The organism is Streptomyces sp. NBC_01635 (assembly GCF_045209715.1).
In the GTDB taxonomy this organism is placed as follows: Bacteria; Actinomycetota; Actinomycetes; order Streptomycetales; family Streptomycetaceae; genus Streptomyces; species Streptomyces hirsutus.
In genome coordinates this window covers 874,713-898,572 of sequence record NZ_CP109277.1, presented here as the reverse complement: position 1 = coordinate 898,572, position 23,860 = coordinate 874,713, and the positions used below count along the sequence as shown (strand labels likewise).

General features: G+C 70.5%; 19 protein-coding genes and 1 pseudogene. 7 read left to right on the top strand and 13 right to left on the bottom strand.

What is annotated here, in order from left to right:
* Positions 1-63 precede the first annotated feature (63 nt).
* The 3 genes and pseudogenes from OHB56_RS04440 to OHB56_RS04430 all read right to left on the bottom strand — a co-directional run bounded on the left by OHB56_RS04440 (position 64) and on the right by OHB56_RS04430 (position 1,502).
* Positions 64-453: a hypothetical protein gene (locus tag OHB56_RS04440; RefSeq protein WP_326756427.1), complete on the bottom strand. Its 390-nt coding sequence runs from the start codon at positions 451-453 to the stop codon at positions 64-66.
* Between the two features lie 178 nt (positions 454-631).
* Positions 632-840, bottom strand: a pseudogene (locus tag OHB56_RS04435) (pyridoxal-5'-phosphate-dependent protein subunit beta); the annotation flags it as partial.
* A 110-nt stretch (positions 841-950) separates the two neighbouring features.
* Positions 951-1,502 carry a histidine phosphatase family protein gene (locus OHB56_RS04430; RefSeq protein ID WP_326756428.1) on the bottom strand — a complete coding sequence of 184 codons (552 nt, stop codon included), beginning with the start codon at positions 1,500-1,502 and terminating at the stop codon, positions 951-953.
* A gap of 322 nt (positions 1,503-1,824) precedes the next feature.
* Between OHB56_RS04430 and OHB56_RS04425 the strand changes: the two genes are divergently transcribed.
* A complete protein-coding gene (locus OHB56_RS04425) occupies positions 1,825-2,490 on the top strand; it encodes a response regulator (protein ID WP_406351715.1) in 666 nt (221 codons plus the stop codon).
* Positions 2,487-3,590, top strand: coding sequence for a histidine kinase (locus tag OHB56_RS04420; protein ID WP_326756429.1), 1,104 nt, complete (start codon positions 2,487-2,489; stop codon positions 3,588-3,590). The genes OHB56_RS04425 and OHB56_RS04420 overlap by 4 nt, the downstream gene beginning before the upstream one ends.
* Before the next feature lie 49 nt (positions 3,591-3,639).
* Here OHB56_RS04420 and OHB56_RS04415 read toward each other — a convergent pair whose 3' ends face one another.
* Positions 3,640-4,629, bottom strand: a complete 990-nt coding sequence (locus OHB56_RS04415; protein WP_406351713.1) for a BtrH N-terminal domain-containing protein — start codon at positions 4,627-4,629, stop codon at positions 3,640-3,642.
* Positions 4,630-5,415: 786 nt separating this feature from the next.
* On the opposite strand from OHB56_RS04415, the gene OHB56_RS04410 reads away from it, so the two are divergent.
* Entirely contained in the window at positions 5,416-5,850 is a 435-nt protein-coding gene (locus tag OHB56_RS04410) for a hypothetical protein (RefSeq protein WP_406351711.1), read from the top strand.
* Positions 5,851-6,287: 437 nt separating this feature from the next.
* On the opposite strand, the gene OHB56_RS04405 is transcribed toward OHB56_RS04410, so the two are convergent.
* Complete coding sequence (locus OHB56_RS04405; protein ID WP_406351709.1) at positions 6,288-6,650, bottom strand: hypothetical protein; 363 nt, start codon at positions 6,648-6,650, stop codon at positions 6,288-6,290.
* A 603-nt stretch (positions 6,651-7,253) separates the two neighbouring features.
* On the opposite strand from OHB56_RS04405, the gene OHB56_RS04400 reads away from it, so the two are divergent.
* A complete protein-coding gene (locus tag OHB56_RS04400; RefSeq protein ID WP_326756433.1) occupies positions 7,254-7,886 on the top strand; it encodes a TetR/AcrR family transcriptional regulator in 633 nt (210 codons plus the stop codon).
* A gap of 54 nt (positions 7,887-7,940) precedes the next feature.
* Here the strand turns inward: OHB56_RS04400 and OHB56_RS04395 are convergent, their stop codons facing one another.
* From OHB56_RS04395 to OHB56_RS04380, 4 genes are all read right to left on the bottom strand, one after another.
* Positions 7,941-9,557, bottom strand: coding sequence for a long-chain fatty acid--CoA ligase (locus tag OHB56_RS04395; protein WP_326756434.1), 1,617 nt, complete (start codon positions 9,555-9,557; stop codon positions 7,941-7,943).
* A gap of 39 nt (positions 9,558-9,596) precedes the next feature.
* Entirely contained in the window at positions 9,597-10,931 is a 1,335-nt protein-coding gene (locus OHB56_RS04390) for an MFS transporter (protein ID WP_326756435.1), read from the bottom strand.
* A gap of 193 nt (positions 10,932-11,124) precedes the next feature.
* Positions 11,125-12,324: an acetyl-CoA C-acyltransferase gene (locus OHB56_RS04385; protein ID WP_406351706.1), complete on the bottom strand. Its 1,200-nt coding sequence runs from the start codon at positions 12,322-12,324 to the stop codon at positions 11,125-11,127.
* Positions 12,321-13,229 (bottom strand): SDR family NAD(P)-dependent oxidoreductase, encoded by a 909-nt coding sequence (locus OHB56_RS04380; RefSeq protein WP_326756437.1) that lies wholly within the window; start codon positions 13,227-13,229, stop codon positions 12,321-12,323. The genes OHB56_RS04385 and OHB56_RS04380 overlap by 4 nt, the downstream gene beginning before the upstream one ends.
* Before the next feature lie 749 nt (positions 13,230-13,978).
* On the opposite strand from OHB56_RS04380, the gene OHB56_RS04375 reads away from it, so the two are divergent.
* Positions 13,979-14,812, top strand: coding sequence for a phosphodiesterase (locus OHB56_RS04375; RefSeq protein ID WP_406351704.1), 834 nt, complete (start codon positions 13,979-13,981; stop codon positions 14,810-14,812).
* Positions 14,813-14,844: 32 nt separating this feature from the next.
* On the opposite strand, the gene OHB56_RS04370 is transcribed toward OHB56_RS04375, so the two are convergent.
* The 4 genes from OHB56_RS04370 to OHB56_RS04355 form a co-directional block, all read right to left on the bottom strand.
* Entirely contained in the window at positions 14,845-16,131 is a 1,287-nt protein-coding gene (locus tag OHB56_RS04370) for a phosphatase PAP2 family protein (RefSeq protein ID WP_326756439.1), read from the bottom strand.
* Between the two features lie 347 nt (positions 16,132-16,478).
* Complete coding sequence (gene meaB / locus OHB56_RS04365) at positions 16,479-17,495, bottom strand: methylmalonyl Co-A mutase-associated GTPase MeaB (protein ID WP_326756440.1); 1,017 nt, start codon at positions 17,493-17,495, stop codon at positions 16,479-16,481.
* 12 nt (positions 17,496-17,507) lie between these two features.
* On the bottom strand, positions 17,508-19,685 hold the full coding sequence (gene scpA / locus OHB56_RS04360) for a methylmalonyl-CoA mutase (RefSeq protein WP_326756441.1): 2,178 nt from the start codon (positions 19,683-19,685) through the stop codon (positions 17,508-17,510).
* On the bottom strand, positions 19,685-21,496 hold the full coding sequence (locus tag OHB56_RS04355) for a methylmalonyl-CoA mutase family protein (RefSeq protein WP_406351701.1): 1,812 nt from the start codon (positions 21,494-21,496) through the stop codon (positions 19,685-19,687). The genes scpA and OHB56_RS04355 overlap by 1 nt, the downstream gene beginning before the upstream one ends.
* A gap of 272 nt (positions 21,497-21,768) precedes the next feature.
* Here OHB56_RS04355 and cbiE point away from each other — a divergent pair, with 272 nt between their 5' ends.
* Positions 21,769-23,091, top strand: a complete 1,323-nt coding sequence (gene cbiE / locus OHB56_RS04350; protein WP_406351699.1) for a precorrin-6y C5,15-methyltransferase (decarboxylating) subunit CbiE — start codon at positions 21,769-21,771, stop codon at positions 23,089-23,091.
* On the top strand, positions 23,088-23,837 hold the full coding sequence (gene cobM / locus OHB56_RS04345) for a precorrin-4 C(11)-methyltransferase (RefSeq protein ID WP_326756444.1): 750 nt from the start codon (positions 23,088-23,090) through the stop codon (positions 23,835-23,837). Before cbiE ends, cobM begins: the two co-directional genes overlap by 4 nt.
* Positions 23,838-23,860 lie beyond the last annotated feature (23 nt).

Sequence of the window (23,860 nt, the reverse complement as noted above, 5' to 3'; positions counted from 1 at the left end):
GGGCGCTGGACGGATACCGCTCGGCACCTGCGCGAACCTGAGCGCAGGGTGCCGAGGCGCCGTCTAGGTCCGTTGCACCTGGAGGACGTGGAGGTCGGGAGCGCTGTGCACCGGCGGAGGCTGTGCGAGGACCGTGGGGCTCTGCTCCGGACGCGGGAAGCCCGGCATGCGGGTCAGCACCAGAGGCAGGGTTTGCGTGGGCGCGCCGAGCACGCCCACCACCTCGTGGGCGACAGAGGAACAGCAGGCATCGCCGGGGGAACAGTCGCTCTGCCGGATGGGGGGCGTGATGTGATGCCCGGCCGGGGGCCCGGCCGCCACCGTCCTGCCGGTGGACATGGCCGTCGAGGGAGCAGCGTCGTCTTGGGCGCCACTGTGCCCGGCGTATCCCAGGCACACCACCAAAGCGGTGAGCAGGACGGCAAGGGCAGGACAGAGGGCCGCGGTGCGCATAGTCCACCGCGGACCGTGTCCTCTGTCTTGCGCCGACTGCGCACAGCTTTTCATCACGAGTGATGGTAAGCGGTCCCTGTGGGAGACCTGGCGGCTGGTCCCGGACTATCAGTGATCATGCCCGTTTGTGCGTATCGGGAGGGACGAAGGCGCGGGATACCGGGTGGTTCGGGGCGCTCAGGATGCCAGAGGCGGACTCGACGACACGTGCGCCCGGCAGCAGTCCACGCTCGCGAGCGGCGCCCACCATGTACAGGCGGTGCGGTCTTTGACGCCCCCGGGATCGTGGCCTTCGAGCCCGGTCCAGAAGCTCCGTTCGAAGGCGGTGAACGGCGTACCGATCCACAGAACCGAAGGATCGCCGCCCAGCCCGGCGGGGGTGTGCATCGGGCGCTTGCCGTCGGTTCGTCCAGGCTTCGGAGAAGGCGGACCCTGTTCGTGGTGCGCGCTTGTCCGGCGATCCGGTGGACGCTGCTGAAGCAGGGCGGCTTTCCGGGTCACGCGGCGCAGGTGCGCACTCGGCAGGCGTACGACGTAACGGACACTGTCGACAGAGGCGGCACTTTGAGGTGCCAGAAGGTTCTCACGGGTGCTGCCAGAGCGTGGACGAGCGCGGCCCGGGTGACGGCCGGTTCCATGACGGCCAGTGCGTGGTCCATGTCGGGCGGCAGGCTGTTCAGCCAATGCGTGATCCGTTGGCAGAGCTGGCGCACGGACTCGCCTCCGTGGGGCGTGGCATCCGGGTCCGTCAGCCAGGCGGAGAACCCGTAGGGGTCGGTGGCGGCGACTTCGGCGGCTGTGCGGCCGCGCCACTTGCCGTAGTCGAAGTCGCGTAGCGCAGGCTCGGGTGTGGTTTCGAGGGCCAGGGCGTGAGCAGTCCGGGCGCAGCGGGCCGAAGGTGTCCGGACGGCCACCGAGTATCGGGGCAGGGCTGCTCCGGTGACACCTGCCTCGGACAGGCCGCGCCCCTTCAGGGCATCGTCATCGAAGAGTGCCTCGCTGGTGTCGTCCCAGGCGGTGGCGCACAGAAGTGTCAGGCAGATCGTCATGGCTGATCCCCTTCCTGCCCGGCAGCGGGCCGACTGGTGCGAGATGGCCGAAATTCCGTGGAGCCGGTGGTGTGACACGGAGCTTTTGTGTCTGTCGCCAGTCGGTTGATCAGGCGGGCGGGCTTGGCGGCGGTATGCGGGACTCCCACCTCCACAGTCGGGCAAAGCTACGCACGGCGACCATCCGGCACCTGTCCGGAACCGGCCCCGCCGACTGGCTGGCACGTTCCCGCCACCCGGCCGCATGCGGTGTCGGCCACCCACGGAAGCGACCTCGCGTGGTACGAATCGGACAGTGGGCCCGATGGTGAGTGGAGCACGCGTGATCCGGGTAATGGTGGTCGACGACGAGGCGCTGATCCGTACGGGCTTCCAGCACATCCTCGAAGCGACCGACGGCATCGAGGTCGTGGCGGCGGTTCCCGGCGGCCAGGCGGTCCGAACGGCGCAGGAGAAACGCCCCGACGTCGTGCTGCTGGACATCCGGATGCCTGACGTGGACGGCCTCACCGTCCTGGCCGCCCTCCTTCGGCTGCCGCACCCACCGGTGGTGGCCATGCTCACGACGTTCGACATGGACGAGTACGTCGCCACGGCACTCCGGTCGGGCGCCGCCGGCTTCCTGCTCAAGGACACCGACCCGGATCAACTGCCCTACCTGGTGCGGACCCTGGCCGGCGGTGGCATCGTTCTGTCCTCCAAGGTCACCCGGACCGTCGTGGACGGCTATCTGAACTCCGGCCTGCAGGAAGACGCCGCCCGCAGCCTCGACCCGCTGACCGACCGCGAGCGCGCCGTACTCGCCTTCATCGCCGAGGGGCTGTCCAACACCGACATCGCCGCACGGATGCACCTGAGCACCGGAACGGTCAAGGACCATGTGAGCGCCATCCTCACCAAGCTGGAGGTGGGCAGCCGCGTCCAGGCCGCCCTGCTCGCGGAACGAGCCGGCCTGCTCAAGCCGCCGCAGGACCAGAAGAGGCCATGAGCACTCGCCGCCTGCCCGCCCCGCTGCTGGACGCCGCCCTCGTCGGAGTCTCACTGCTCGATGTCTGGGGTCATGTCGACACCTCCGAGCCGCTGCGCATGGTCTGCGCCCTGGCCGCTGCCTTCGCTCTTCTCCTGCGCCGTCGTCTGCCGCTGCTCACGTTCCTGCTCACCCTTCCCGCAGTCCTCGTCTCCGACGCGGTTTTCGCCGCCCTGGCCGCGCTGTACACGCTCGCCTCACTCACCCGCCGCCGCACTCTGCTGGCCGTCTGCGCCGTAGCGTTCACCATCAGCGACATGACTTCTTTTCCGTCGCCGGACTTCGACTTCTCGACACCGTCGACCTTTGTCACCCTGGGCTACACGGCAGCGACGGCGGCCGCGCCCGTCTTCCTCGGCCAACTCGTCCAGACCCGGCGTGATCTGTCGTTGCGACTCGTCGAGATCTCCCAGGCACGTGATCACGAGCGGCAACTGACAGCCCAGACCGTGCTGGCCAAGGAACGCACGACACTCGCTCGAGAAATGCATGACGTGGTCTCCCACCAGGTCAGCCTCATCGCGGTGCAGGCCGGAGTGCTCCAGGTCGGCAGCCGGGACGCCGAAGTGAAACAAGCCGCAGCCACGATCCGCAGGCTGAGCGTGCAGACCCTGGACGAACTGCGGCACATGGTCAGCGTCCTGCGGGCCTCCGGGGGCCGCCCCACGGAACTCATTCCACAGCCCTCCCTGGCCGACCTCCCTCAGCTGATCGGCAACAGCGGCATCGAGGCCGAGCTGCACACGGACCTGTCCGGCAGCCTTCCACCGCCGGTCCAGCGCGCCATCTACCGCACCGTCCAGGAGGCGCTGACCAACGTGCGCAAGCACGCCTCCGGCGCGACAGCGGTCGTCCGCATCCGCCACGAGAGCACAACCGTCCGTGTCACCGTCACCAATACGGCACCGACCCGGCCCGCTCTGCCCCTTCCCAGTGCCAACTACGGCTTGGTGGGGCTGCGTCAGCGTGCCGAGTTGCTCGGTGGCACGGTCACCTGCGGCCCCACCACAGACGGCGGCTACCAACTGTGCCTGGAACTTCCGGCCGACGGCACGTGGTGAACAGGCGAGCCCGAGTGGTCTGGTGCGTTGAGGCCGGTGGAACGACTCGTCAGCACTGGAGCAGGCTGAGCGCCCGCATAGCATCGCGTTCGATGCGCGAGAGCTCGTGGAGGAGGGAGCCGGCCTGCACGAGGTTCTTCGTGTCGCCGGATTCGCCAGCTGTCGCGATGAGTGCGGCCACCTGTGTCCAGAGGGCGGCGGCCTCGGTATACAGAGTGTGGCCGGTGCGCAGGTGGCTGCTGTCGATCAGCTGGGCGCACTCGGCGAGGAAGTCCCGGTAGAGATTGCGGAACAGGGCGCCGCCGGTGCCGGCCCTCTCCATGAGGGCGGCGGCCCGTGGCAGGTCCTCCCGCGGATCGTCGCTGCGATGCAGCCACTTCGGCACGTGCTTGGCGGTCTTCTCGATGCCCCGGTGGCCCAGGTTCGCGATGGGCGGGTTCAGGAAGGCGTCGGCGCAGGTCTTGATCGCGAGGATGATCCGGTCCTGCGAGGGTGTCGCGCTGCTGGGCGCCGTGATGGTGAAGGAGCGGTGCTTGGCGGTCATGGGGCCGCGCTCGGCCCTGGCTCTGGCCAGGCCGGCGAGGCTGGTGGAGACGGCTCCGCCCTGCGGGGCGGTGTCCACCAGGTAGGCGTCCTGTTCGTCGTAGCCGTACATGGCCACGACGTGCCCGCCGAAGTGCACCTTGGTGCTGAAGTAGTCCAGGTGGTAGCTGTCGAGTTGCAGGCCGACCGGCCGACCGGCGTCGATGGGTGCCGCCACGTTCTGCCATGCCTTGCGCGGGGAGGCGGTCTCCCCGATCAGCAACTCGAGCCCGAGGGCGGCGGCCAGGTTCCTGGTGAGCTCGAACGGCTTGACCCGACCTCCCAGGAAGGGAAAACCCATGGCTTTGCTGTCCCAGTAGATGAAGGACAGCCCGGAGCCGAGCCCGAACAGCATGGGCTCGGACAAGTCGAGTCCCGCATGCCGCAACAGCACGCCCAGCGCCGTCGTCTCACAGTGCTGCATGCCGCGGACATCGATGCCTTTCACCATGGCCATGCCGCTTATTCTCCTTCCTCCCCTGACGACAACGCTGCGGAGGGGCGTGCCGGACCACCGGGTCCCAGGCATGTTCCGCCGGACAGGCCCTGGCCGAACCGTCGGAGCCATGCTCTGCCCAGTGCGGGTGAATCCGGCAGCAACCCACTTTGGGGTATGGCCTGTCTCCACGTCCCTCGGAGCAGGCAAGGAGCTGGGCGGCGGCGGCCTGCTGGGTGTGACCCTTCTTCGTATGCCGGTGGACGGCGGCGCTGATGAGGAAGAGGAACATGTCGATCGCCATGAATTCCGGACGGGCGACTTCCCGGCACGGAGTCGCCCGGTGACGGCGCCACCGGACACAGCCGCCGGGCTCGAACGGGGCGCCTGCCGCCGGGCCAGGACCGGATCACAGGGGAGACGGCCGGCTCGTCGTCTCGGTGATCCAGGAGGGTGTGGTCCGGATCCCGCGGTGACGGTTCAACGCGATGGGTCTCCCGAGATGCCGATGTGCCGATACGTGACTAGGCTCGGTGAGTGAATGCCGCAAGCACGGCACGCCCGGCCGACCGGTTCCCGAACCGAGCGGACCATGACCGCAGTGATCGCCCGCGTGTACCGAGGGCGGCCTGGAGGCGTCGGCGGTCGAGCCCGTGCACCGGATCGGCATGCAGTGACATTCAAAGACCCTGTCGCAACTTTTGTTTGCGGCTGCGGCCATCCATTCCCGCACTCCCTTTCGGTGCGCGGGAGACGATGGAGCGAAAGGTATTTCCCATGCGAACACAACGCGCGAGGCGCCTCGCCATGGCGTCGGCCGCAGGGCTGCTGATGGCCGGCGGTGTCGCAGTCGGTACAGCAGGCACCGCTTCGGCCTCCTCTCAGAACTACAGTCCCAGCCAGTACTGCAATAACCACCACTCCTGGTGGAACGACGACTGTGACTACTACGGTCGTGGCGGTAACGGCTACCACAACGGCTACGACGACTACGGCCGTGGCGGTAACGGCTACCACAACGGCTACGACAACTACGGCCGTGGCGGTAACGGCGACCACCACGGCAACGGCTATGGCGGTAACGGCGACCACCACGGCAACGGCTATGGCGGTAACGGCGACCACCACGGCAACGGCTATGGCGGTAACGGCGACCACCACGGCAACGGCCGTGGCGGTAACGGCGACCACCACGGCAACGGCCATGGCGGTAACGGCAACCACAACGGCCACGGCCGATAACCCACCTACGGCAACGCGATGTGCGGTCCCTCTGGGACCGCACATCGTGCCGTCCTGGCTTGAATCAGCAGAGGAAGCCGTAACTCGCAGGAGGGCTCCGTTCGGTTCGCTGTCCGAGACTGGTGGGGGCGAGGCGGCAGGGCCGGGTTGCCGGGACCGGGACGGGCGCAGACAGTCGGTGGTGGCGTCATAGTCCAGATTTGACGGCATTCCTGACGGCAACGACGGCACACGGACGCGCATGATGGCTGGCCTGGACGATCAAAATCAGAGGCCGTCAGCATGTCGCCCGGCGTCTTGCCCGATCCTACGGATGCGCGGTCCGGCCGAACAGGTACAGGCCGAACCGTTGCTGCGGGCTTCGGCGCACGGGTGCTGAATGCCGCTCCTTGGAACAGATCACCGGAACGATGAATACGGCGGTGAAGAGGACCGCCTCATGAGCGCCTCCGAAAACTGGTCCGAACAGCGCAGCCCGCACACCGTCCAGTGAACAGCCACCGGCGTTCGCCCGTATCCATTGCAGCAGATGCCGACCGCCTGCGCGGACAGGAACGGTGGGGACGGCTGGAGAGTGACTCTTCGATCGGTGACTCATTTTCGAAGTTGAAGCCGACCAGGTCGGCATCCTGGGCCACCCCCCGGGCACGGTCCGCCGACATCGTCGGCCGGAAGTCGCGCAGTACCCACAGCCGTTCGGCCAGCGCGATCATCCGTACGGCACCGGCACCGGCACCGGCACCGGCGTCGCCGGACGCGAGCCCCGCCATGCCGAGGGCGTGCAGCACCGTCCCGAGCACGGGGAGTTCCATGAGCGAGCCGGCCGGACCGGAGAGCAGGGTCCGCAGCCCCTGCCGCAGCCGGTCGACCGGCTCCGCGACCAGCTCGATCCGGCCTGCGTGCGCGTGCGCCGCGCTGCAGGCAGGCGAGGATGAGAAGCCGGCGGATGAAGAGGTGGTCGTGCCCGTCGCCGAGCCGCGGCAGCACATCGAGCACCGCCATGAGATGCCCGTACGCTTCCTCGCCCCGCCCCATCCGCAAGCACAGCTCGCTCAGCCGGGAATGCCCCATGAGCTGCACGGACGGATTGTCGACCGGAGCCGGTTCGGCGATGGTCCGGCGGGCCGAGACGAGCGTGCGGTCGATGTCGTGCTCGTACTCCCAGACGTAGGTGGCGACGTGCTCGGCGATGCCGGCGACCGGCGGCTGCCCGCTGTTGCTGTCGCAGAGCCTGCGCAGTTCCAGCAGCCCTGTCGGCAGGGCGCCGTCGCCGGTGGCCGTGGGCTCACTACGTGTTTCTCGCCTGAAATACTAGGGAGTATCATCATCAGGTGCTCCGGACCCTCGAAGAGTGCGTCGGTGAGCAGTGCGCCGGACGAATACCGAACGGGAGAAGGATCTGGATGGCAGTCACGGACGGCGTCGAGGCCGACAATGCCAAGCGTCGAATTCTGGATGCCGCGGCCGAGGCCTTCATGGAGCAGGGGTTCGGCGTCGCCATCGATGACATCGCCGACAGCATCGGTGCCACCAAAGGGCTGATCTACTACCACTTCCGCTCCAAGTTCGACATTTTCCTCGCCGCGTACGAGCACGGCATGCGAACCGTCCGCGAACAGGTGGAGCCGCTGGCCCGGGCTCCCAAGAGCGGGCGGGAGAGACTCATCGCCATGTCGACCCAGCACGTGATGAATCTGATGACGAACCTCACGTATCACCATGTGGTTCATCTCGGAGTGCGTGAGCAGTCGTCGACAGCGCTGAAGCCTCGTCAGCGGAAGGCGTTGGACGAGCTGAACGTCCTGCGGGCCGCATACGAAGACCTTTTCCTTCAGGTCGTCAAGGAGGGAATCGCCGACGGCACCATTCGTCCCGTGCGCGCGAATCTGGCCGCCCGGACGCTGCTGTGCAGTCTCAATGCCGTCGACATGTGGTTTCGCCGGATCGAGGGGCAGTCGGCGGACGACCTGAGGCGCCTTGCCGACGAGGTCGTGGACATCGTGGTCGGAGGACTGCTCCTCGATCCGGTTCGCTGAGACTCTGCCGTGGCGGAGTCCGTGACGGGCCGTTCAGTGGTGCGGGGCTGTCCGTCAGCCGCTCGTAGGGGCCATCGACCGGCGCAGCGCGGCTTTCGCGAACTTCCCGGACGCCGTCTTGGGAAGATCGTCCAACAAGACCACTCTCTCGGGGATCCACCACTTGGCCACCCGTCCGGACAGATGCCGGCGGACGCTCTCGGCGGTGAGGCCCGAATCCGGTACCGGCACCACGCAGGCGAGCGGCCTCTCTCCCCACTTGTCGTCGGGCACCGCGACGACCGCGGCTTCCAGGACATCGGTCATCGCCATGATCTCGTTCTCGAGTTCGACCGACGAGATCCACTCTCCTCCCGACTTGATGAGGTCCTTGGTCCGGTCGACGATGCGCACGACACCGAAGGGGTCGATGGTGGCCACGTCACCGGTCCGCAACCAGCCGTCCTCGGTGAACGCCGAGGCCTGGGGGGAACCGCCGAAATAGGCGGCCGCGACGGTCGGGCCGGCGACCTGCAGTTCACCTCGGTGCCGTCCGTCGCGGGGCGCGGGGGAACCGTCCTCGGCGACCAGACGCAGCGAGCACAGCACCGTGGGGGGACCGGGGGCGGCCAGCGCCGTGATGCGGTCGTTCTCGGTCAGGGACTGCGCTGTTTCGCTGGGCACTCTCGCGCTGCAGACCAGCGGGCTGGTCTCGGTCATCCCCCACGAACTCGCCAGCGGGATGCCGGCCTTCTCGTGGAAGGCGCGGGAGAGCGGGACGGGCAGCGCGCCCCCGCCGCTGACGGCGCGCCGCAGTGCGCTCAGGTCGGCGTCGCCGAGGTGGGGCAGCATCCCGCGCCAGACCGTGGTCACCGCGGCGGCGAACGTGACCCGGCACGTCTCCATCGCCCGCACCAGACGCTCCGGTGACATGACCGGGCCGGGCATGACCAGGTTCGCTCCGGCCATCAGCGCGGCGTAGGGGAGGCCCCAGGCGTTGACGTGGAACATGGGCACGATCGGCATCACCGTGTCGTCCTCGCCGATGGCGAAGGTGTCCGCCATCAGCAGCGTCATCGCGTGCAGCACGATCGAGCGATGGTCGTAGAGGACTCCCTTGGGGCGGCCCGTCGTCCCCGACGTGTAGCACAGGGCGGCGGCGGTGCGTTCGTCGATGCTCTCGAACGCCGAGACCGGCCGTGCGACGCTCAGGAGGGTCTCGTAGTCGTGTACCCGGGGGTCGATCGGCAGCTCCGTCGGTGAGCCGTCGTCCATCACGACGAGATGTCGCACACTCGGGCACTTCTCGAGCAGGGGGTGCACCACGTCGAGGAGCGACCGGTCGACGAAGAGGACGTCGTCCGCGGCGTCGTCGACGATGTAGGCGAGGTCGTCCGCGAAGAGACGGTGGTTGACCGTGTGCAGGACCCGCCCCGAGCAGGGCACGGCCAGGTACAGCTCCAGGTGGCGCTGCGAGTTCCATCCGAAACTCCCCACCCGGGCGCCGGCGGGGACGCCCAGGTGATCCAGCACTCCGGCGAGGCGTCGGACGCGCTCGGCGACGTCGCCGTAGGAAGCGGACACCGTGCCGCTCAGCTGGGTCGTGGTGACGTGTTTGCGGCTGAACCGGTGCTCCATGCCGTCCATGAGCATCGGCAGTGACAAGGGGCGGTCCTGCATGAGGCCGTGCATGTGCGTTTCCTTCGTGTCTCGTTCCGGGAGGGGACGCGGCTAACGCGAGACGGGGGCCGGGGCCGCGGCTGCGTCCTCGCTCCGGACGGCCCGTGCGAGCAGAGGCGTGAGCAGGACGCCGACGACCGAGGCGGCGATGACGACGTAGAGCCCCGCGCTGGGGTTCCCGGTCGCCTCCTCGGCCAGGCCGAAGGCGTACGGGCCGAGGAATCCGCCGAGGAGTCCGATCGTGTTGATGAACGCGAGGCCGGCAGCGGCGACCAGCCCGGACATCCGCGCCATGGCCACGGACCAGAACAGCGGCAGCGTGCCGAACACGAAGACCATGGACACCACGATCAGCAGGATCTGCAGGGTCGGGGACGACGAGAGAACGAAGATCGCCGCCGTCACCGCCGTCGACGCCGCGAGGATCCCGATGAGCGCCACCTCGTTGCCGAAACGGCGGTGCACGAGGGGCACGAGGAGGACTCCGAGGGTGGCCCCGATACCGGCGCTTCCCGACACCAGGCCGATGAGGAACGAGCCGTGAATGTTCAGCCCCTCGACGATCGACGGCATGTTGAAGACGATGCCGACGTTCGTGACCTGGTTGAACAGGTAGATCAGCGCGACGATGACGATGAAGGGGCGGGCGAAGGCATGCTTCAGGTTGCCCTTGACGCGGTTTCCGGTTTCGGTGCCGTCACCGGCGGCCCGGGCGGAGAGTATCTCCGCTTCCTCGGACGTCAGCCATGAGGCGTCGCGGGGCGTCTCCGGCAGGCTGAACCAGACGAGGACGCCGACGAGCATGGTCACGATGCCCTCGATCAGGAACATCCACTGCCATCCGTGCAGCCCCAGAGCGGTGTCGAACTCCATCAGCGCGCCGCCCATCGGGTTGCCCACGACCAGGGCGACGGTCGGGGCCAGGTAGATGAATCCGACCACGGTGGCGCGGTGCTTCTGGGAGAACCACACGGTGACCATGTACATGAGGGTCGGGTAGAGGCCGGCTTCGGCCATGCCGAGGAGGAAGCGCAGCACGTAGAACGACCACTCGCCCTGGACGAACATCATGGCCGCCGAGAGCGCGCCCCAGGTGACGGCGATCCGTGCGATCCACCGTCTTGGGCCGACTCTGTGCATGATCAGACTGCCGGGCACCTCCAGGAAGGCGTAGCTGACGAAGAAGATGCCGGCGCCCAGCCCGAAGGCCGTGACGCTGATGCCGACGTCGGCCTGCAGATGGGTCTTGGCGAGCGCGACGTTGGTGCGGTCGATGTAGGCCATGAAGTAGGCGGCCAGCATGATCGGCAGGAGTCTGACCATGGCCTTGCGCGTGGCGCGCGCGTGCAGCGTGTCCGCCGCCGAAGAAACCGAATCGACAGTCATCGAAGCCCTTCCAACGGGTTGAGGTACGGGTGTCGTGCGGGGAACGCATCCGGGGTGGTGGTGACGTGTCGCCCCGGTACGGCAGCGGCCGGACTGTTCCGGATCCCCGCTGTTCGAAGGAGGGACTCCGCTCGGAGAGGCAGTCCGCTCGGAGGAGGGAGTCCGCGCCGACCGCGTCGGCAGACGGTGGTCGTCAGAAGATCTCGAAGAGGCCGGCGGCGCCCATGCCTCCGCCGACGCACATGGTGATGACGGCGAACCGGGCACCGCGCCGGCGTCCCTCGAGCAGGGCGTGGCCGACGAGGCGGGCCCCCGTCATGCCGTAGGGGTGGCCGACCGCGATGGCGCCGCCGTTGACGTTGAGCTTGGCCGGATCGATGCCCAGGCGGTCACGGCAGTGGACGGCCTGCGACGCGAAGGCCTCGTTGAGTTCCCACAGGTCGATGTCGTCCACGGAGAGGCGGTGTTCGGCGAGCAGCCTGGGGACCGCGTGCACGGGGCCGATCCCCATTTCGTCCGGCTCGCAGCCGGCGACGGCGATCCCCCGGTAGGCGCCGAGCGGGGTGAGTCCGCGTCTCCCCGCTTCGCGGGCCTCCATCACGACGGCGGCGGAGGCGCCGTCGGAGAGCTGGGACGCGTTGCCGGCGGTGACCGTGGAGGTCGCGGACACCTTCCCGTCGGGAAGTACCGGCCGGAGACGGGACAGCGCGTCACGTGTGGTCGAGGCACGGCTTCCCTCGTCCTCGCGCAGAGTGAACTCCTGGACGGCCGCCGGGACGTCCGGGCCCCCGGGGGTCGTCCGCCGGCCGGACAGGGCGACGATCTCTTCGTCGAAGAGTCCCGCTCGTTGCGCGGCGGCCGTCCGCCGCTGGGACAGCAGGGCGAACTCGTCCTGCTCGTCGCGGCTGATGCCGTAACGCTCCGCCACGATCTCCGCCGTCTCCAGCATGCTCATGTAGAGCGAGGGTTTCTCCCGCGACAGCCACGGGTCGAGGGCCCGGTGGGTGTTCCTGTGCTCGTTCTGGACGAGGGAGATGGATTCGACTCCGCCACCGATCACGATGTTCATCCCGTCGGTGACGACCTGTTTCGCCGCGGTCGCGATCGCCATCAGACCCGACGCGCACTGCCGGTCGAGGGGCATTCCGGGAACCGACACCGGCAGACCCGCTCGCAGCGCCCCCTGGCGGGCGACGTTCATCCCCGTCGAGCCCTCCTGCATCGCGCAGCCGAACACGACGTCCTCGATCTCCGGTCCGTCGAGTCCCGCTCGCCGCAGTGCGCCGGTGATCGCGTGGGCGGCCAGCTGCTGCCCCGACGTGTCGTTGAACGAGCCACGGAACGCCTTGCCGATCGGCGTCCGGGCCGTGGACACGATGACGGCCTCTCTCACGGCACGGCCCCCGTCTCGGTGCCCGCCATGGCGGCATACCGCTTCGTCTGGTCGAACGCGGAGGCGGTGACCACGGGGGCGCTCATGTCGCTGATCTCGGCCCACCGCTCGGCGATGGTTTCGGGCGAGCGGTCGCCCTCGGCGAGGTACACCCCCGCGGACTCCTTCATCTGCGCAACGGCGAAGACGCCGGCACCGGCGGCGAGAATGGTCTTGGTGGGGGCCTGTTCACTGACGAGGAACAGGGCTCCCGGAGCAATCGATTCGGGGGTGAGCAGGCCGAGGATCCGCTCGTCGATCAAGCCCTCGGTCATCTGCGTGGCCGCGGTCGGGGCGAGCGCGTTGACACGAATGCCCTTTCGCTCGCCCTCGATCGCGAGGACGTTCATCAGACCGACCAGGCCGGACTTCGCCGCACCGTAGTTGGACTGGCCGAAGTTGCCGTAGATGCCGGATGCCGACGTGGTCATCAGCACTCTGCCGTAGCCCTGTTCCACCATGTGCGGCCACACCGCCTTGGTGCAGTGGACCGAGCCCATCAGGTGCACGTCGACGACCTGGCGGACGTGGTCCAACCGGATCTTCGCGAAGGACTTGTCGCGCAGGACCCCGGCATTGTTGATGAGGATGTCGACACGGCCCCACCGCGCGAGGGTCTCGCCGATCATCTTCTCGACGGCCTCCGCGTCCGTGACGTCACAGAGGTGGGCGAACGCCTCACCACCGGCGGCCCGGATCTCCGCGGCAACCTGTGCCGCCGCGCTCCGGCCGGTGGACTCTCCACTCGGCGACCCCATGTCATTGACGACCACCTTGACGCCGCGCTCGGCAAGGGCCATGGCATGAGCCCGCCCCAGCCCGCCACCGGCACCGGTCACCACCGCTACCCGACCTTCGAAGTTCATCTCGCTCCTGTTTCATACTACGGAGTATCATCATGATCGGGGCGGCAATGGGGTGTCAACAGTCAATCCCGAGGATTGAGCCGTGAACCCGGACCTCCGGCCTCGCCGATGGCGCGGGGGCGTTGCCGGGCCGGCCGGCGGTTGGTGGGGGTGGTGGGGCGGAGGGCGGCCGGGGCGCCGATCCTGCCCGGCGCCGAGCGGGGCGTCTCCACCGACCGCGTTCCCGAACGGCCGGCCATGACCGAGCAGTACGTCGGCGTGGGCACCGTCGACTGCACCACCACGGACGTCGCCGCCGATCCGCGCGAACGCGCCGGCGGACGCGGTCCCGACGTGTGCGCCGACGCCGTCGGCGCGGAAGCCCGCAGCCACGGCCCGATGCACTTGTACGACCAGGCCGAGCAACGGCTCCGGCCGCAGACGGACCGGCCCACCGCCGTGCGTCAGGCCGTCCATGCCTACCGCACGGCCGGCCCCGTGTGCGTCCCGGGCGTCTGCGCGTGCGCCGTCGACGAGTTCCCGCTCGGCACCGTGATCGACAACGGGCTCACCGTGCGGGGCGCGGATGCACGGGCAGCGCCGCGTCCCGATGCCGCTGGAGTGGAGGGCCGCGGGCGGGACCGAGACGTCCCACCTGGTGATCCGCGCTCTCTCGCTCGACCGGGCCCCGGCGGCGTGCGACCTGTTCAAGCACAAGACCGACGGCTGTGCGCGCGCCGTCGTCCGTCCCGAACACCGAGATGCCGCTCATGGCTCCCGACGGGACCGCTCGCCGAGCCGTCGACCGGCCGGCGCGGTGGCGTGCGGCACCGGCCCCGTACCCGCACGGAGTGGCGTGCCCGGACGCGCTGGACGTGCCCGGTCGCAGTGGCGTGGGGTGGAACGTGCCGTGGCCGGCCCGGCCCGTACGGGTGCCCGTGCGCTGGTCCCACACGCTGGTCCTGCCCCGACGGCTGCCGTACGGCCTGGGCCCGGCCGTACGGGTCAGGGACGCCGACGGCCCGGGCAAGGCGTTCGGCCCGCTGTTCGCGTCCCGTGGCTCCGGCCGGCTCGACCGCCGTCCGCCTCTTCTGCGGCCCGCGGCCCTGACCGGACCGTACTCGACCCTGCTGTCCTACCGCATGGGTGATCGCGAACGCGGGCCGGCGGCCTTCCCCGTCCCCGACCCGAGCGGCCCGCCGGAAGACGTCCCGCCGCCCCTGGGGCAGGAGCTCACCCGCCGGTCCGTCCGCTTCGGCCCGCGCGCTGCCGCCGACGAACCCCGGCGTACCTTCGCCTCACCGGCCCTGGAGGAGGTCCACACCACGCCCGCCACCAGCACGGTGTCCTGCGCCCCCCTACGCCCACGCCCTGCCCGACCTGCGTCCCACCGGACGCCCGCGCCGCCTGCGCACCGCCGCCGGGGCCGGACCGCCGGCGAGCGCGGCGGGCGGTCGGCGCGGCCCCCGACGGTTGAGGCGGGACAGCCGCACCAGGAGGGAACAGGCAGGGCGGAGAACAGATGGGGCGACGGCGCTCCGGCAGCACAGCACCGCTGGAAGGGCGGGGCCGGCACACGTTCAGCGTGCCGGCCCCGCCCGTGAAGCGCTCGGCCCACGACCTGATGCGCCAGGGCTCAGGCCGGTTCGGGTTGCGGTTCTGCGGGGCGCGGCTCCGGTTGCCGCGCCGGCGTGGCCTTCGCATCCCACAGCCTGGTGGTCCGCACGTAGCCGTGGACCACGGAGGCCGTCGCCAGGACGAGGAGTGGTCCGAACACCCACGGACGCCCGGCCATCTCCACCGGCAGATAGCGGTACGACAGCAGGAGCAGGGTGAACACCGTCGTACCGTGGACGACCAGCCCGACGCCCGACCGGTCCCAGCCCTGTGCGAGAGAGCGCATCGCCGCCTCGATCGTGAGCGCGAACACCACGCCGGCGATGATGTCCACGCCGTAGTGGTAGCCGAAGCCCAGCGTCGCGCCGAGGGTGCCGACCAGCCAGAACGTGCCCGCGTACCGCATCGCCCGCGAGCCCTTGCGGGAATGGATGAAGAGCGTGACGGCCCATGCCGTGTGCAGGCTGGGCATGCAGTTGCGCGGGGTGATCTCGTCGAACGGCATCGGGTGCGGGGCGCTGATCGACGGCAGTATGTCCGGCCACAGGTCGGCCGCCGCCCACTGCCCGCCGTCCGCGCCGTAGGCGTACACCGGACCGACGACCGGGAAGAGCATGTAGACGGCCGGCCCGAGCAGGCCGATGACCAGGAAGGTGCGTACCAGATGGTGGGCCGGGAAGCGGCGCTCGACCACCACGTGACGCAGCTGGTACAGCCCGACGAGTGCCGCTGCCAGCGGGAGCTGACCGTAGACCAGGTGGAGAACATGGACACTGACCGGTGCGGTGGCGTTGACGACCTGGCCGACCAGCCACGACGGGTCGCCCAGCGCGCGATCGGCGGTGACCACGTACTGGTCGAGCACTTCGGGGCGGGTCTTCGACGTGATGAGCAGCCAGGTGTCGCCCGTCTTGTGGCCGGCCACCAGCAGCAGGCCCAGCCCGGCGCCCTTCAGCAGCAACGCGCGTTCCCGGCCGGCACGGCGCGTGACGGCGATGACCGCACAGCCCAGAACCACCCACAACGCGCCGTTGCCGAAGTTCATTTCGGCGTCGATCGCCCACCGCACCAGCAAGAAGAGGACGTCGATGCCGATCGCGGCACCGACCGCGATGAGCCGTTGCCGCCAGGTGAGCACCACCATCGTCAACGCCAGACCGGCGTACAGCAGCGGACCCGAATGGGGGGCGAAGATCACCTCTCGTGCCTGATGGGTGATCGGCCCCGGTAGGCCGTAGTGGCGCGCGGAGAGCTCCAGCGCGACGAGGAAGCCGAGAGCCGCCACACCCGCCGTGGCCCACAGCATCGCTCGTGGCCGAAGCCGCGCGGCGAAGACGGATCTGTGGTCCGTCCGTGACGGTATTCGTGGTGGAGTAGTTTTCAATTGTTTGGCCCATTTACTAGATATTGGACAAATAGGTCGCTCTATAAGCCGTTTGGCATGGTGTACCGGTGGAGAACGGACGATCGGGGAGATCGTCGCGAGTTCGAACATGCTAACGGTATGGGGGGCGGGTTTCGCCGGTCGCGAGGGGCACCGAGGCCGGGTGGTCCCGCGCTCGGCGGTTCAGCGCCCAGGGCAGCCGTGAACCTCTCCGCGTCCGGCGGTCCGGGCCGTACCGGTCACCTTCCGGGGCCCGGCCCGCGGCGTGGTCAGTCGCCGGGGGAGCCGGACGGAGAGGGAGCGCCACCGCTGCCCGCGAAGGCGTCCAGGATTCGGCCGGCAGCCAGGGTGGCCGTCAACTCGCCGTCCCTCACCTGCTGTTCCAGACGAGGGGTGAGGGACCGGACGGCCGGGTCGGCGTACAGGCGGCCCAGGAGTTCGTCGCGGACCATGGTCCAGGTCCAGTCGACCTGCTGGGCGCGGCGCTTGTCGGCGAGGCGTCCGGTGGAGTCCAGCAGTGTCCGGTGCTGCTCCAGACGCTCCCAGACGGTGTCGAGGCCCGTCGATTCGCGTGCGCTGCAACTGAGCACCGGCGGACTCCAGAAGGCGTCCCGGCCGTGCATCAGCCGCAGCGCGCCCGCCAGTTCACGGGCCGCGGTGAGGGCGTCGCGCTCGTGCGGGCCGTCGGCCTTGTTGACGGCGATCACGTCGGCCAGCTCCAGCACGCCCTTCTTGATGCCCTGCAACTGGTCGCCGGTGCGGGCGAGGGTGAGCAGCAGGAAGGAGTCGACCATGCCCGCGACGGCCGTCTCGGACTGGCCGACGCCGACCGTCTCCACCAGCACCACGTCGTAGCCGGCGGCCTCCATCACCACGATCGACTCGCGGGTCGCCTTCGCGACCCCGCCGAGCGTGCCGGCCGTGGGGGAGGGACGGACGAACGCCGCCGGATCGACGGCCAGACGCTCCATACGTGTCTTGTCGCCCAGGATGGAGCCGCCGGTCCGGCTGGACGACGGGTCCACGGCGAGCACGGCCACCCGGTGCCCCAGCCCGGTCAGCATCGTGCCGAAGGCGTCGATGAACGTCGACTTGCCCACGCCCGGCACCCCGCTGATGCCGATCCGCCGCGCCCGCCCGCTGCGCGGCAGCAACTCGGTCAGCAACCGCTGTGCCAGTTCCCGGTGCTGCGGGCGGGTGGACTCGACGAGGGTGATCGCGCGGGCGACGACCGCCCGCCTCCCGTCCAGCACGCCCTTGACGTACGTGTCGAGGTCGATGTCCATGACGTCACCGGCTCACAGGTCGCCGTGTCCGAGGCCGGCCGCCAGCCGTGCCACCAGGTCGCGGGCGGCGTCGGGGATCACCGTGCCGGGCGGGAACACCGCCGCCGCGCCCATCTCCAGCAGCGTCGGCACGTCCTGCGGGGGGATCACCCCACCGACGACGACCATGATGTCCTCGCGCCCCTCCTCGGCCAGCGCCTCGCGCAGCGCCGGGACGAGGGTGAGGTGACCGGCGGCCAGCGAGGACACCCCGACGATGTGCACGTCCGCCTCGACGGCCTGCCGGGCCACCTCGGCCGGGGTCTGGAACAGCGGGCCGACGTCCACGTCGAAGCCGAGGTCGGCGAACGCGGTGGCGATCACCTTCTGGCCGCGGTCGTGGCCGTCCTGGCCCATCTTGGCGACCAGGATGCGCGGCCGGCGGCCCTCGGCCTCGGCGAAGGCGTCGACCACCTCCCGGGTGCGGTCCACGTGCGGCGACTCGCCTGCTTCGTTGCGGTACACACCGGAGATCGTACGGATCTGGCCCGCGTGCCGTCCGTACACCTTCTCCAGGGCGTCCGAGATCTCCCCGACGGTGGCCTTCGCGCGAGCCGCCCGCACCGCCAGTTCCAGCAGATTGCCCTCGCCGCCGGCGGCCCGGGTGAGGGCGTCGAGAGCGTCCCGGCAGGCGGTCTCGTCCCGCTCCTCGCGCAGCCGCCGCAGCTTGGCGATCTGCTGCGTGCGCACGGAGGAGTTGTCGACCTTGAGCACGTCGATCTGCTCGTCGGTCTCCACCCGGTACTTGTTGACGCCGATCACCGGCTGGCGCCCGGAGTCGATCCGCGCCTGGGTGCGGGCCGCGGCCTCCTCCACGCGCAGCTTGGGGATGCCCGCGTCGATCGCCTGCGCCATGCCGCCCGCCCGCTCCACCTCCTGGATGTGCTGCCAGGCCCGGCGGGCGAGGTCGTACGTCAGCTTCTCCACGTACGCGCTGCCGCCCCACGGGTCGATCACCCGCGTCGTGCCGGACTCCTGCTGGATCAGCAGCTGGGTGTTGCGGGCGATGCGCGCCGAGAAGTCGGTGGGCAGTGCCAGCGCCTCGTCGAGGGCGTTGGTGTGCAGCGACTGGGTGTGGCCCTGAGTGGCCGCCATCGCCTCCACGCACGTGCGCGTGACGTTGTTGAACACGTCCTGAGCCGTCAGCGACCAGCCGGACGTCTGCGCATGGGTGCGCAGCGAGAGCGACTTGGCGTTCTTCGGGTCGAACTGCCCGACCAGCTTGGCCCACAGCAGGCGCGCCGCACGCAACTTGGCGATCTCCATGAAGAAGTTCATGCCGATCGCCCAGAAGAACGACAGCCGGGGCGCGAAGGCGTCCACGTCCAGGCCCGCCTCCCGTCCGGCCCGGATGTACTCCACCCCGTCGGCGAGGGTGTACGCCAGCTCCAGGTCCGCCGTCGCACCGGCCTCCTGGATGTGGTAACCCGAGATGGAGATGGAGTTGTAGCGCGGCATCCGCTGCGAGGTGAACGCGAAGATGTCGGAGATGATCCGCATCGACGGCTTCGGCGGATAGATGTAGGTGTTGCGGACCATGAACTCCTTGAGGATGTCGTTCTGGACGGTCCCCGCCAGTTTCTCCGGCGGCACACCCTGTTCCTCCGCCGCGACGATGTACAGCGCGAGCACGGGCAGCACGGCGCCGTTCATCGTCATCGACACCGTCATGCGGTCCAGCGGGATGCCGTCGAAGAGCTGCCGCATGTCGTAGATCGAGTCGATCGCCACGCCCGCCATCCCGACGTCACCGGTGACGCGCGGATGGTCGCTGTCGTAGCCGCGGTGGGTGGGCAGGTCGAAGGCGACCGACAGGCCCTTCTGGCCGGCCGCCAGGTTGCGGCGGTAGAAGGCGTTCGACTCCTCGGCCGTGGAGAACCCCGCGTACTGACGGATCGTCCACGGCTGATTGACGTACATCGTGGGGTACGGACCGCGCAGGTACGGGGCGATGCCCGGGAAGGTGCCCAGGAAGTCCACGCCCTCCAGATCCCGCCCCGTGTACAGCGGCCCGACCGTGATGCCCTCGGGGGTCTCCCACAACAGGTCGTCCCCGCCGGCGGCCTTCTCGAACGCCGTACGCCACTCGTCCGGGCCCACGGCGGCGGCCGGCGCTCCCAGCTCGATCGCCGAGAAGTCGGGGATGGACATCAGGACACTCCCATACGGTCGAGCGCGGCGGAGAGCACGGCGACGACGTCGCAGCCGGCGAAGACATAGGTGTCCACACCCGGGTACGGCCCCGGACGGCCCGCGAGGAACACGTGCCCGGCGCCCGCCTCGCGCAGGGCCGAGGCGGCGGCCCCGGCCTGCTCCTCGTACACGGCGTCACTGGAGCACAGGCACACCTCTCGCGCCCCGCTCTCCTCGAACGTGCCGTCGGTGACGGGCTCGATGCCACCGGCCTGGAAGAGGTTGGCGGCGAAGGCGAGCCGGCCGGTGTGTGCCGACGCCGGGCCGAGCGCGGCCAGGTGGACACGGGGACGGGCACCGGTCGCGGCCAGATGGGCGTCGGAACGGGCGCGCAGCGCCTCGAACGCATCGTCCCGCCGCACCCGGGGGAGCCCTCCGGACGGCGGCTCGGGCGCCCGCTCGCGTACCACCGGCTTCTCGGCCAGGTGAGGGAACTCGCTGACCCCGGTGACCGGCTCCCGCCGCTTTGCCAGCTTCGCGCTGCGCACGGACCAGGTCCGTGCCAGCCGCTCGCCGACCATGCCGGAGCGCAGACCGGCCGCCTGCCCGCCCGCCCGCTCGATCTCCTGGAAGAACTCCCAGGCGGCGTGGGCGAGTTCGTCGGTCAGTCGCTCCACGTACCAGGACCCGCCCGCGGGGTCGATCACCCGGGTCAGATGCGACTCCTCGATGAGGACGGTGGAGGTGTTGCGGGCGATACGGCGGGCGAAGGCGTCCGGAAGGCCCAGCGCGTCGTCGAACGGCAGCACGGTCACCGCGTCGGCGCCGCCGACCCCGGCGGCCAGGGTGGCGACCGTGGTGCGCAGCATGTTCACCCACGGGTCGCGGCGCGTCATCATCACCGGCGACGTCACCGCGTGCTGAAGCTGCGCACCGGCCCGGGGCGCCCCGCAGACGTCGGCCACCCGGGCCCACAGCCGGCGCGCGGCGCGCAGCTTGGCGACGGTCAGGAACTGGTCCGCGGTCGCCGCGTACCGGAACTCCAGCTGCCCCAGGGCCTGCACCGTGTCCAGCCCGGCGGCGGTCAGGTCGCGCAGGTAGGCGACGCCGGTCGCCAGGGAACAGCCCAGCTCCTGCGCCGCCGAGCCCCCGGCCTCGTGGTAGGGCAGCGCGTCCACGGTCAGCGCCCGCAGCCCCGGGTGGCGCGCCGCGCACGACCGGGCCAGCTCGGCCACGGGCGCGGTGTCGTACGGCCGGCCGGTGCGGGCCTCGTGGCCCAGCGGGTCGGCGCCCAGGTTGCCGCGCGCCGCCTCGCCGGCGACACCCTGCTCCGCGTAGAGCCGCAGCAGCTCCGCCGCGGCCGGCCCGGTCTCGGCGCCCGCGTCCAGGACGACGGGTGCCAGGTCGAGGTGCACGCCCTCGAGGGCGCTGCCGAGTGCGGCGACCGGGATGCCGGCGGACTCGCCGACGACCAGCCACAGAGAGGTGACACCGTTCTCCAGATCGGCCGGCACCGCACCTCGGCCGGCCACTGTGTGCCGCTGGCGCACGTCCCAGCCGCCCGCCGTGTTCCCCTCGGCGCGGCCACCGCGCACGAAGGGGGGAAAGCCCGGAAGACCGGGATCGGGCGCGAGATCGCGCGCGGTGTACAAGGGACGGGCGCGCAGCCCGTCCTCCAGCGCGGTGGACAGGGCATGCTCCGCCTCGGCGTCCGGCACGTCCCTGCCCGACCGGCGCAGCACGCCGGTCACCAGGTGCCGCCATTGTTCGTGCGTCGCGTCAGGGAACTCGGCCGCCAGGGAGAGTCCGTCGTCAGGCAGGACCGTCATGCTCGGATGCTAGGGCAGGTTGGCAGATGAGCACATCGGGTGCGGTTGTGATCTTGTTCTCCTCGTGTGTGTGACGCCCGCCGCACGCCGCACGCCCGGCAGGGCGCCCGGGGCGGGCCCGGCCCGGCGGTGACGGCGACGGCACCGATGCCGCCCGCCCGTCCCGCACGTGACGCGTGGTGGCGTGGTTGCGGACAGGGAGCGACAGGGTCTTCGGCGAGGTGCACCCGAGTGACTCCGCGCAGGCCGTCGCCCCGTAGAGTGCGTCTCCGATGTCCTCCCGACCCCCGAGGTACCGAGCAGTGACCGCCGCCCGACCCGCACCGACCGCCGCAGTGACCGTCGTCGGTATCGGCGCCGACGGCTGGGAGGGAATCCCCGGCACCTCGCGGAAGGCTCTGCTCGGGGCGGACGTGGTGATCGGCGCTCCCCGCCAACTGGACCTGCTGCCCCCGGAATGCGGCGGGGACCGGGTCCCCTGGCCCTCCCCGCTGCGGCCCGCGGTCCCCGGCCTGCTCGCCGCCCACGCCGGTCGCCGGATCGCCGTCCTGGCCAGCGGGGATCCCCTGTTCTACGGCATCGGGCGCACCCTCGCCGAGGTGCTCGGCGCCGGCTCCGTGCACGTCCTGCCGCACCCCTCGTCCGTCTCCTACGCCTGCGCCCGCCTCGGCTGGCCCCTGGAGGACACCGAGGTCGTCACGCTCGTGGGACGGCCCACCGCACGCCTGGCCGCCGCCCTGCACGACCGCCGGCGGCTGCTCGTGCTCAGCGCGGACGCCGCCACCCCCGGCGAGGTCGCCGCCCTGCTGCGGGACCGCGGCTTCGGGCCGAGCCGGATGCGGGTGCTGGAACAGCTCGGCGGCGACAGGGAACGGACGACCGGGGAGACCTCCGCCGACGACTGGCCACCGCCGCACCCGGGGGACGGCTCCGACCCCCTCAACGTCGTCGCCGTCGCGTGCCGCCGCGCTCCCGGCGCCCTGCGCCTCGGCGCCGTACCAGGGCTCCCGGACGAGGCGTACGAACACGACGGGCAGCTCACCAAGCGCCATGTCCGCGCCGTCACGCTCGGCGCCCTGGCCCCCGCCCCCGGCGAACTGCTGTGGGACGTCGGCGGCGGATCCGGTTCGATCGCCGTCGAGTGGATGCGTACGCACCCCGCCTGCCGGGCAGTCACCGTCGAACGCGACCCCGTCCGTGCCGAGCGGATCGTCCGCAACGCGGAACGGCTCGGCGTGCCGGGGCTGCGGGTGGTGACCGGCGCGGCGCCCGCGGCCCTCGCCGGACTCCCGCGGCCGGACGCCGTCTTCGTCGGCGGCGGGCTCACCGCCCCCGGACTGCTGGACGCGTGCTGGGAAGCGCTCCCCGCGGGCGGGCGGCTGGTGGCCAACACCGTCACGCTGGAGTCCGAGGCGCTGCTGGCCGACGCCCGACGGCGGCACGGAGGCGAGCTGGTGCGGCTGGCGGTGGCGCACGCCGTGCCCGTGGGCGGCTTCACCGGGTGGCGGCAGGCGATGCCGGTGACCCAGTGGGCGGTACACAAGACATCCGACTCGTCAGAAGCCGTAGCAGGAACAGCGGGAGCAGACACATGACCGTGTACTTCATCGGTGCCGGACCCGGCGCCGCCGACCTGATCACCGTGCGCGGCGCCCGTACGCTCGCCGCCTGCGGGGTCTGTCTGTACGCGGGCAGCCTGGTGCCGCGCGAACTGCTGGCCGAATGCCCGCCCGACGCACGGCTGGTGGACACCGCGCAGCTCAATCTGGACGAGATCACGGCCGAGCTGCTCCGGGCGCACCAGGAGGGCCAGGACGTGGCCCGGCTGCACTCCGGGGACCCGTCCGTGTTCAGCGCGGTCGCCGAGCAGATGCGGCGGCTGGACGCGGCAGGGGTGCCCTACGAGGTCGTCCCGGGCGTGCCGGCCTTCGCCGCGGCGGCGGCCTCGCTGAAGCGGGAGCTGACCGTGCCGACGGTCGGGCAGACCGTCATCCTCACCAGGGTCGCCAACCGGGCGACCGCCATGCCGGAGGGCGAGGACCTGGCCACCCTCGGCCGCAGCGGCGCGCTGATCGTGCTGCACCTGGCGGCGAAGTACGCGGACCGCGTGGTCGACGAACTGCTGCCGCACTACGGCGCCGACTGCCCCGCCGCCGTCGTCGCGTACGCCTCCCGCCCCGAGGAGCTGATCATCCGCGGCACGCTCGACGACATCGCCGGGAAGGTCAAGGACGCGGGAGTGCTGCGGACGGCTGTGATCATGGTCGGGCGGACGCTGGGAGCGGAGCAGTTCCGCGACAGCCACCTGTACTCGCCCGAGCGGGAGAGGCACACCTGCTGAGCCGGACGTCCCGGCAGGCGGGC